The 8,930-nt window shown below is 47.8% G+C and carries 4 protein-coding genes; 2 read left to right on the forward strand and 2 right to left on the reverse strand.

What is annotated here, in order from left to right; all coding sequences use genetic code 11:
• Positions 1–154 precede the first annotated feature (154 nt).
• Both MiSe_RS45030 and MiSe_RS45035 read right to left on the reverse strand, forming a co-directional pair.
• Positions 155–553 (reverse strand): hypothetical protein, encoded by a 399-nt coding sequence (locus tag MiSe_RS45030; protein ID WP_226593190.1) that lies wholly within the window; start codon positions 551–553, stop codon positions 155–157.
• Positions 554–852: 299 nt separating this feature from the next.
• A complete protein-coding gene (locus MiSe_RS45035; protein WP_226593192.1) occupies positions 853–1,245 on the reverse strand; it encodes a metal-sensing transcriptional repressor in 393 nt (130 codons plus the stop codon).
• A gap of 586 nt (positions 1,246–1,831) precedes the next feature.
• On the opposite strand from MiSe_RS45035, the gene MiSe_RS45040 reads away from it, so the two are divergent.
• Positions 1,832–8,614 (forward strand): FG-GAP-like repeat-containing protein, encoded by a 6,783-nt coding sequence (locus tag MiSe_RS45040; protein ID WP_226593194.1) that lies wholly within the window; start codon positions 1,832–1,834, stop codon positions 8,612–8,614.
• Positions 8,615–8,640: 26 nt separating this feature from the next.
• Positions 8,641–8,814: a hypothetical protein gene (locus MiSe_RS45045; protein ID WP_226593196.1), complete on the forward strand. Its 174-nt coding sequence runs from the start codon at positions 8,641–8,643 to the stop codon at positions 8,812–8,814.
• The last annotated feature ends 116 nt before the right edge of the window (positions 8,815–8,930 follow it).

Genomic DNA, 8,930 nt, shown 5'->3' on the forward strand with positions numbered 1-8,930 from the left:
ATCTTGGAAACAAAAACCCCCAACTATCTCTAGCCGGGGGTTAAAAAATCAGGGTGCATCTACTGAATACTTCTTTCTCTGGGATGCGTACGCTTTCCGGATGTTTTTCGCCAAATTTCTGGGTGGGGGCAAGGTGGCGAGGCTTTGGGGGCATCTACCGTATCACTTCGTCTGATTCCCGATCGGAATTGATGGGCATCCTCGTTTGGTCAAATTCTGCCAAAGAGATTAGATTCGCTTCTTCCCCCGTTAAATCCCCCAAATAAATTGGCAAATACCCGTCTACTTTAGCGTAGGCATACAGCATAACTCCACGCATGATAAAAAAATCTGTATAGTTGGGCCATCGACGTGGAGCATCGATCGGACATGCCTTATCAAATCCATGCTCTGGAAGGCAGCAAATAACTTTCAACACATTCGCTTTCCAGTAGTATGGTAATACGATCGCCGGACACCATGTTCCAAATTCGGTTTGTAATTGTCTACAGACTGCAATTCCACCCTGCATGGCAAAATAGGGCAGTTTTTCCCTAAGTGTTTCTGGCAGCATAAAAGTTAAAACTTTTCATGTAAAACTTGTTCTGTCCTCAATTAATAGACATCTCCAGAAATTAGATTTCAGCCCAGGCGTAATATCAGATGCGGATAATTACTTATAATAACCAATCGGTCTGAACAAAGGCTGCATTTTGAGCCAAATTTTGGGGTGAGAAACAAAAAACCCCAACTATCTCTAGCCGGGGTGATGAATATCAGGGTGCATCTACTGAATACTTCTTTCTCTACGATGCGTACGCTTTCCGGACATTTTTGCAAAAATTCCCTGAAATCCCTCTCCCTCTGCATGATTCAAGGCAAAAACCGATCCAAAGCCGCCTTTAACTGTTCGATCTCTGCTTCCATATTGCCTTCTTTGGCTGCGCGGGCGATGCATTCGGTTAAATGTTCGTCCAAAATCATGCGCGCTACCCGATCTAACGCGCCTCGCACAGCGGCTATCTGTACCAGCACGTCGGGACAGGGTTTGCTCTCCTGTACCATTGTTTTGACGCCCCGGATGTGTCCTTCGATACGAGATAAGCGATTGACAATGCGGCGCAGGGATTCTTCGCTGTGGACGTGAGAATGACTTTCTTGTCCGTCTGCGTGGGTGTGACTGTGATGGATATGGTCTGTCTCTTCGTCTAGGATAAATTTATCGTTGCCAGCAGCAGACAAAATTTCTTTTTTAGATTGAACCATTTTAAATAGATCGTACTTTTGATAGATTATACCCTATAGATTAGGGTTGGAACGAGCGATCGCACGTTCCCCAGAAAAAAGACTTAATCATTGTGCGTTCGGTGGATATTTGTCAAAAACTCAACTGCTATTTTCCCTGTTATCGCTACGCGATAAATTGGTCAAACAGCGTTTCGTTTTTGACTTGTAATTCCTCTCAACACCTCCCTATCGGGTAGGTGTGAGCCTCCTTGCTGAAATAGGTGAAGGGAAAGAAAAGCGATCGCTCTTCTTTCCCTGTTGCTAAAACCCGGTTTTTTGCACAACACCCTCGCCATTTCTTTGTAGGTTGGGTTAACTAAAGCGAAACCCAACCTACAATTCTGGGTAAAGTTGTGCTAAAAGTTACCGTCGAGACTTCCTAGTATCGGTAGTAAATCGCTTGTGAAAGCGAATCAGCGAGCCAGCTGTAGCTGAGAGTTAACAAATCTTTAGAAGAAAGCATTCAGGAAACACATAAATTTCAGTTGTATTCCTGAGTTATTCCCATTGGGGATTGAAGGCGCATCCCAGTGACAAATAACAAATAACGTCAAAGGAGTCAGGAATGTTAGTAATAATAGACACCAGGGTGCAAGCGTACCAAAGCTTAGCAACCGGAGTTTGCAGCGGTGCAAAAGTTATTATTATTGAGCAGGATGGGGATGCGATCGCGCAAATAACAGCCGCCTTAAGGGAATATCCCAGTGACAGCCTGCACATCGTTTGTCACGGCGAACCGGGAACTTTGTATCTGGGAAAAACCCCGATCAATTGGTCAAATTTAGAACAATATCGCCACCAGCTACAAAAGTGGCAAGTAACCGACATTCTTTTATACGCCTGCAACGTAGCCGCAGACGGGACAAGGGAAATCTCCTCGCTTCACCAACCCACCGGCGCTTCAGCTTTCCTCCAGCGCCTCCACCAACTCACAGGTGCGAACGTCGCCGCCTCAGCAAACCGAGTTGGGAACGCCAAACAAGGCGGAACCTGGCATCTAGAACACCGACTGGGAAATATTGCCAGCCCCCTTGCATTTTTACCAGAAGTATGCAGTGCGTACCCAGGCGTTCTTCTCGCCTCCTTTAGTAAGGCGACCAACTTTACAGTAGGGACTGTTCCCCGTTCCATCGTCTTGAGGGACTTCAACGGGGATGGAAACCCAGACCTAGTGACAGGGAACGACACCAACAACGTTTCCGTACTGCTAGGGACAGGAAATGGCAATTTTGGCACAGCTACCAAATTTCCGGCGTTGGATAGTACCCAATCAATTGCTGCGGCAGACTTCAACAAAGATGGAAAACTCGACTTAGCTACCGCTGGCTCTGCCTCAGTGTTATTCGGAAACGGAGATGGCACTTTTAATACCCCAACCAAACTTCCAACGGTTGCTTCCGGTTCCGTTGCCAGCGGGGATTTGAACGGGGATGGGTTTGCTGACATAGCATTAACAATTGGCAATGGCATCTCGGTGCTACAAAACAAAGGAGATGGCAGTTTTGGCAATCCCGCGAACTTCTCAGTAGGGGGCAATCCGCAAACCGTCACTGTAGGGGATTTAAACGGGGATGGGAAACTCGACTTAGCTGCGGCGAGATCTGGCAATATCTCCGTCCTATTCAACAAAGGAGATGGCAGTTTTGGCAGTCCTACGAACTTTTCAGTAGGGGGCGAACCCTTTTATGTTGCCATTGCGGATTTCAACAGTGACGGCAAAGCTGACCTAGCGACGGTACACAGTTCCAATGCTTCACCAGACGACGTCGTTTCTGTTCTTTTGGGTACGGGAGGTGGCAGTTTTGGCAGTCCCACCAGCTTTCCCGTAGGAGATCTAGCCAAATCGCTCGCTGTGGAGGACTTTGACAAGGATGGAGTTCTCGACCTAGTGGTAGCAAACCAGATTTCCAACAACGTCTCCGTCTTGTTGGGTACGGGGACGGGCAGTTTTGGCTTTGCTACTAACTTTTCTATCGAAAGCAATCCCTCTTTTGTCGCCTCAGCAGATTTCAACAAAGACGGAAAACCCGACATTGCGACGGCGAATTTCTCCGGCAATGTTTCGGTGTTGTTGAATACCACCCCTACCAGTTACACCGTCACAATTGCTCCGGGTGCGAATCCCAGCGAGTTAAATTCCACCGATGGGACATTTGTTATTACCTTAGATAATCCCGCACCTGGTAAAGGTTTAACCGTCAATTACAGCCTTGCGACAGGGGGAAATGCCGCTACACCCACAACGGACTACCAACTTGTTGCTGGTGCAAATATCAGTACGGTTACTGCCAACAGCTTTACTATTGCTGCGGGAGTCACTAAAGCTACTTTGAAAGTCGCTCCCGTCAACGATGCAGTTATTGACCCGAATGAAACAGTCGGAATTACTTTAGCAGCGGGTACGGGTTACACCGTTGGGGCGGCAAATAATGCCAGTTTGACGATTACCGATAACGACCCGATGATTAACATTTCTCCTGGCACTAATGCCAGGGAATTGGGGTCAACAAACGGCACGTTTAATATTACGATCAACGCGCCTACTACCGCGCCAGTTACTGTTAATTTCAATACCACTGGCAGTACGGCAAATATCCCCGCAGATTATACGTTTGACTTGGCTGCCAGCACGAATATTACTGCAATTGGAGATAACACATTCACCATTGCAGCGGGAGTCACCAGCGCCACCTTAGCTGTAAAACCAGTGGATGATGGGGTAATTGAAATAGTTGAGGAAAAGGTACGAGTTAACCTTGCAGCGGGAACGGGTTACACTCTGGGTGCAAGTTCCAGTACTTTTGCTGACTTTACCCCTGCCACCAACTTTTCTGCTGGGTCGAGTCCTAATTCTGTTGCCGTTGGGGATTTGAACAAAGACGGAAAACTCGACTTAGTGACAGCAAATGCTTCTGGTGTTGCAGTGTTGTTGGGTAATGGAGATGGCAGCTTTGGCAAAGAGAACATCTTTCCGGGCAAAGGCAGTGCCTTTAACGTTGCTGTGGAAGACTTCAACGGCGACGGGAAGCTGGACTTATTAACGCAAAACAGTCAAGAGATTTCCCTGCTGTTGGGCAACGGAGATGGCAGTTTTGGCGAGGCGACCAATCTTTCGGTACGTAGTATTGCCCGTTTTCTGGTGGTGGGGGATTTCAATAAAGATGGAAAGTTTGACATTGTAGCGCCGGATTTCCAAAATAACTTGGTGCAATTGGGCAGGGGAGATGGCAGTTTTGTCCGGGCTCCCTTGAAAGAGTTGATTGCTCTCCATCCTAACGCAGCGATCGCCAAGGGTGACTTTAACGAGGATGGCTTTCTTGACTTAGTAACGGTAGAACCAGGTCCAGCCCGACTGCTATTAGGTAACGGCGATGGCAGTTTTGTCAAGGGTGGCGAATTTGTTGCTGGGTCTTATTCCAAATCCGTCGCGGCGGGCGACTTCAACGGCGACGGGCATCTAGACTTGGCGACAGCCAAAGGTTTTGGTGGTGGATTTCCTAACTTCGGCACCGTTTCCGTCTTATTAGGTACGGGAACGGGTACTTTTGGCAAGGCGACCGAGTTTATCGTCGAGAATCCTGCCGAACTGATTACTGCTGGAGACTTTAACGGCGATGGAAAACTTGACTTAGCGACATCGAATGGGCGGTTCTTTTCCTCCCCTGGCAAAGTCTCCGTCCTATTGGGCGAGGGAGATGGCAGTTTTAACCCGTCCACTAACTTTTCCGTTGGGAATCGTCCCTCTTCGATGGCTGTGGGGGACTTTAATGGAGATGGGAAACAAGACTTAGCAACGGCGAACAGAGACTCGAATAACGTTTCCGTCTTGCTGAATAAGAATCAAACCACTGCCAGTCTGACAATTGAAGATAACCTGCCAACGGCAGTCAATATAGCTGCTGGTGCTACTCCTAGCGAGTCGGGTCCAGTTAACGGCACTTTTACGATTACGCTGACTAAACCTGCACCAGTTGGGGGTTTAACGGTCAATTACAGCGTTGCTACTGGGGAAAATGCCGCCACACCTACCACCGACTACCAACTTGTCGCGGGTTCTAATATTAGTGCGGTTAGCAATACCAGCTTTACGATCGCTGCCGGAGCTACTACCGCTACTTTAAATGTCGCACCTGTTGATGACAATGCGATCGATCCGAATGAAACGGTAGGAATCGCTTTAGAAGCAGGTACGGGGTATCGTTTGGCATCTGGTAACGCTGTGCCTAAGTTTACCCCCGCCCCCAGTTTTCCCGTCAACAATACTACCAACATCGCTGTCGCCGACTTCAACAATGATGGGTTCCTCGACTTAGCAGGAGACTCTGGCTGGATAGTGTTAGGGCAGGGAGATGGCAGTTTTGTCAAGGCTAACGGATTTGAGCCTAGTTCCTCAGCCTTCCCCTTAAATGTGGGAGATTTCAACGAAGATGGGTTCATCGACTTAGCGACCCGTTCTGGCGGGGGAGCTATCTCACTCCTATTGGGTAAGGGAGATGGCAGTTTTGATAAGCCTACCTACTTTGATCTGAAGTCTGGTTTTTCCTCTATTACCACAGGGGACTTCAACGGGGACGGACACCTGGACTTAGCAACAGTAGGAAACACGGTTTTTGTCTCGCTGGGTACGGGTACGGGCAACTTTACCGCGCCGATCAAATCTGAAGTTGAGGCTATTTTATATTCGCCTGTCGCGGCGGCGGATTTCAACCAAGATGGAAAACTCGACTTAGCAACGGCGAACCACAATGCCAATAATGTCTCGCTCCTATTGGGCAAAGGAGATGGCACTTTTGAAAAGGGTGGCAACTTTTCAGTCGGGGCTGGTTCCAATTCTGTTGCTTTAGGAGATTTCAACCAAGATGGTTTCTTCGACTTAGCAACGGCGAATTATTCCTCCAAGACCGTCTCCGTCCTATTAAACAAAGGAGATGCTACTTTTAACCCAGCTGCCAACTATAAAGCCGAGTTCCCTCCCGTTTCCATTTTCGTGGAAGACTTCAACGGCGATGGAAAAGTGGACATAGCAACAAGAACACCTGGCTCAGGTAGTGGCAATATCTCAATACTATTAGGCCAAGGAGATGGCACTTTTGAAAAAGGGACTAGCTTTAAAGCGGAGTTTAGTCCTTTTCCTATTTCTGTAGCAGACTTTAACAACGATGGTCAACCCGATTTATTCGTGGCGACACCAGGTTCTGCTGTTAATAACGGTTCGGTGTGGTTGAATAAGAGTCAACCCAAGGCAAGTCTCACTATTGCAGATAACGACCCGGTTGGCGTCCAATTCTCTCAACCTACCTATCAAGTTAACGAAAACGGTACGGTTGTTGGTGCAGCAGTTACTATCAACCGCACAGGAGATACTGCCAGTTCTGGTAGCATCCAAGTCCAGTTAACTAACGGTAATGCAATGGGTGGAACGCAACCATTTGCAACCGGAACCGACTTTGACAATACAATTCAAACGATTAACTTTGCCAGCGGCGAAACGAGTAAAACCCTCACGATTCCCATCAATGACGATACCTTACTTGAAGGCGATGAAACCCTCACCCTGAATTTAGTTAATCCCAGTGGGAATCTCACAATTGGCGGTCAGAATGCTGCAACTCTAACAATTGCCGCCAACGACACCAATAATCCACCCACAGTCAGCAATCTGAATATATCAGGTGATGAAGATACCAATGTTATTTTCAGTGCCTCTGATTTTACGAGCAAATTCAGCGATACCAACGGGGATAATCTAACCAAAATCCAAGTAACTTCTCTTCCCAACAACGGCATACTGAAACTAAGCGACGCCAATGTCACTGAAAATCAAGAAATTCCCGTCGCTGAATTAGGCAATCTCCGCTTTACACCCAATCCTAACTGGAATGGCAATACCAGTTTTAATTGGAATGGATTTGATGGCACAACTTATGCTTTATCACCTGCGACGGTTAATCTCACTGTTAATTCAGTCAATGACGCGCCTTTTGTCAGTGCTGCAATCCCGATTAACCAAACTGCTGCTATCAATAGTCTGTATAACTTTACCTTCCCTGCGGATACTTTCAGCGATGTTGATAGCGGCGATTCTCTCACTTATTCCGCCACACCCGGTAATAGCAATACTCTACCCAATTGGTTAAGTTTTAACCCAATTACTCGCACTTTTGTTGGCATTCCAACGAATAGCGATGTTGGTACGATGTCTGTGCTAATAAAAGCTACCGATGGGGCGAATGCGAGTACCTTTGCTTCGTTCAACTTAACTGTTACCAACCCCGTCCCGGATTGCTTCTGCGAAACCATTATCCGTCCCGATTCTGATAATATCTCCGGTGTCGATACAACTCCCAATCCCGTTGATGCCATCCAACTTGGTAGCGATTTGGACGATATTCTGATCGGTACGGATGCGGGCGATTCGCTGAATGGATTTGGCGGTAACGATTGGATCTTTGGCAAAGCAGGTAAGGATAACCTGATTGGTGGTGCCGATGATGACATTATTTTTGGGGGTAGCGATCGCGATTACATCCTGGGCGATTCCGGCGACGATTTGCTGTGCGGTAACAAAGGCGACGACTATATCCAAGGAAATCCAGGCAACGATATCATCTGGGCTGGACAAGGCAACGATTTCGCCCGTGGCGGTCAAAACGATGACTTGCTGTTTGGCGACCAGGGCGACGATACCTTAACCGGCGACAAGGGCAACGATATCATCTATGGCGGTGATGGTCGCGATTTACAGTTCGGAGGCAACGAAGATGATATCGTCTGCGGCAACATCGGCGATGATACCCTGTTCGGCGAAGATGGTAATGATACGGTATATGGCGGTCAAAATGATGACATTGTTTTTGGGGATAAGGGAGATGATTGGTTAGCGGGCGATCGCGGCAACGACAGTCTCTGCGGCGCGGAAGGAAATGATACCGCCTACGGAGGCAGCGAAAACGACGAAATCTGCGGCGGTGATGGCAATGACCTGCTATTTGGCAATCAAGGCGAAGATACACTCAACGGCGAACTAGGAGATGATACGCTCTACGGCGGTAAAGATAATGACACCATTATCGGTGGAGCGGGGAACGATTGGTTGCATGGTGGGAAAGGTGAGGATGTATTTATGATTACAGTTGGGTGGGGTGGGGATGCGATCGCTGATTTTACCGATGGTGAAGATCTACTAGGGTTAGCTGGAGGTCTAATTTTCCCACTACTTGCAATTAGCCAAAACAATAACGACACCACTATCAGCGTGAAAAGTAGCGGGGAAATTTTGGCAATTTTAAGTGGAATTGAGGCTAATCAAATCGGAGAGGAGGATTTTGTTTTACTGCCTGCTGGGTAGAAGGTTATCCCACGGGCAAGATGCCCATGCCACAAGAAAAATTCATCTGTTGTGGGGTAGGCGTCTCGCCTGCTATGACTTACGGGCAAGATGCCCATGCCACAAGAAAAATTCATCTGTTGTGGGGTAGGCGTCTCGCCTGCTATGACTTACGGGCAAGATGCCCATGCCACAAGAAAAATTCATCTGTTGTGGGGTAGGCGTCTCGCCTGCTATGACTTACGGGCAAGATGCCCATGCCACAAGAAAAATTCATCTGTTGTGGGGTAGGCGTCTCGCCTGCTATGACTTACGGGCAAGATGCCCATGCCACAAG

It is taken from the genome of Microseira wollei NIES-4236 (assembly GCF_020521235.1).
Classification (GTDB): Bacteria; Cyanobacteriota; Cyanobacteriia; order Cyanobacteriales; family Aerosakkonemataceae; genus Microseira; species Microseira wollei.

Bases quoted from the DNA above. Each gene is read 5' to 3' on its own strand.
- MiSe_RS45030 (WP_226593190.1), bottom strand. From the start codon at position 553: ATGCTGCCAGAAACACTTAGGGAAAAACTGCCCTATTTTGCCATGCAG.
- MiSe_RS45035 (WP_226593192.1), bottom strand. From the start codon at position 1,245: ATGGTTCAATCTAAAAAAGAAATTTTGTCTGCTGCTGGCAACGATAAA.
- MiSe_RS45040 (WP_226593194.1), top strand. From the start codon at position 1,832: ATGTTAGTAATAATAGACACCAGGGTGCAAGCGTACCAAAGCTTAGCA.
- MiSe_RS45045 (WP_226593196.1), top strand. From the start codon at position 8,641: ATGCCACAAGAAAAATTCATCTGTTGTGGGGTAGGCGTCTCGCCTGCT.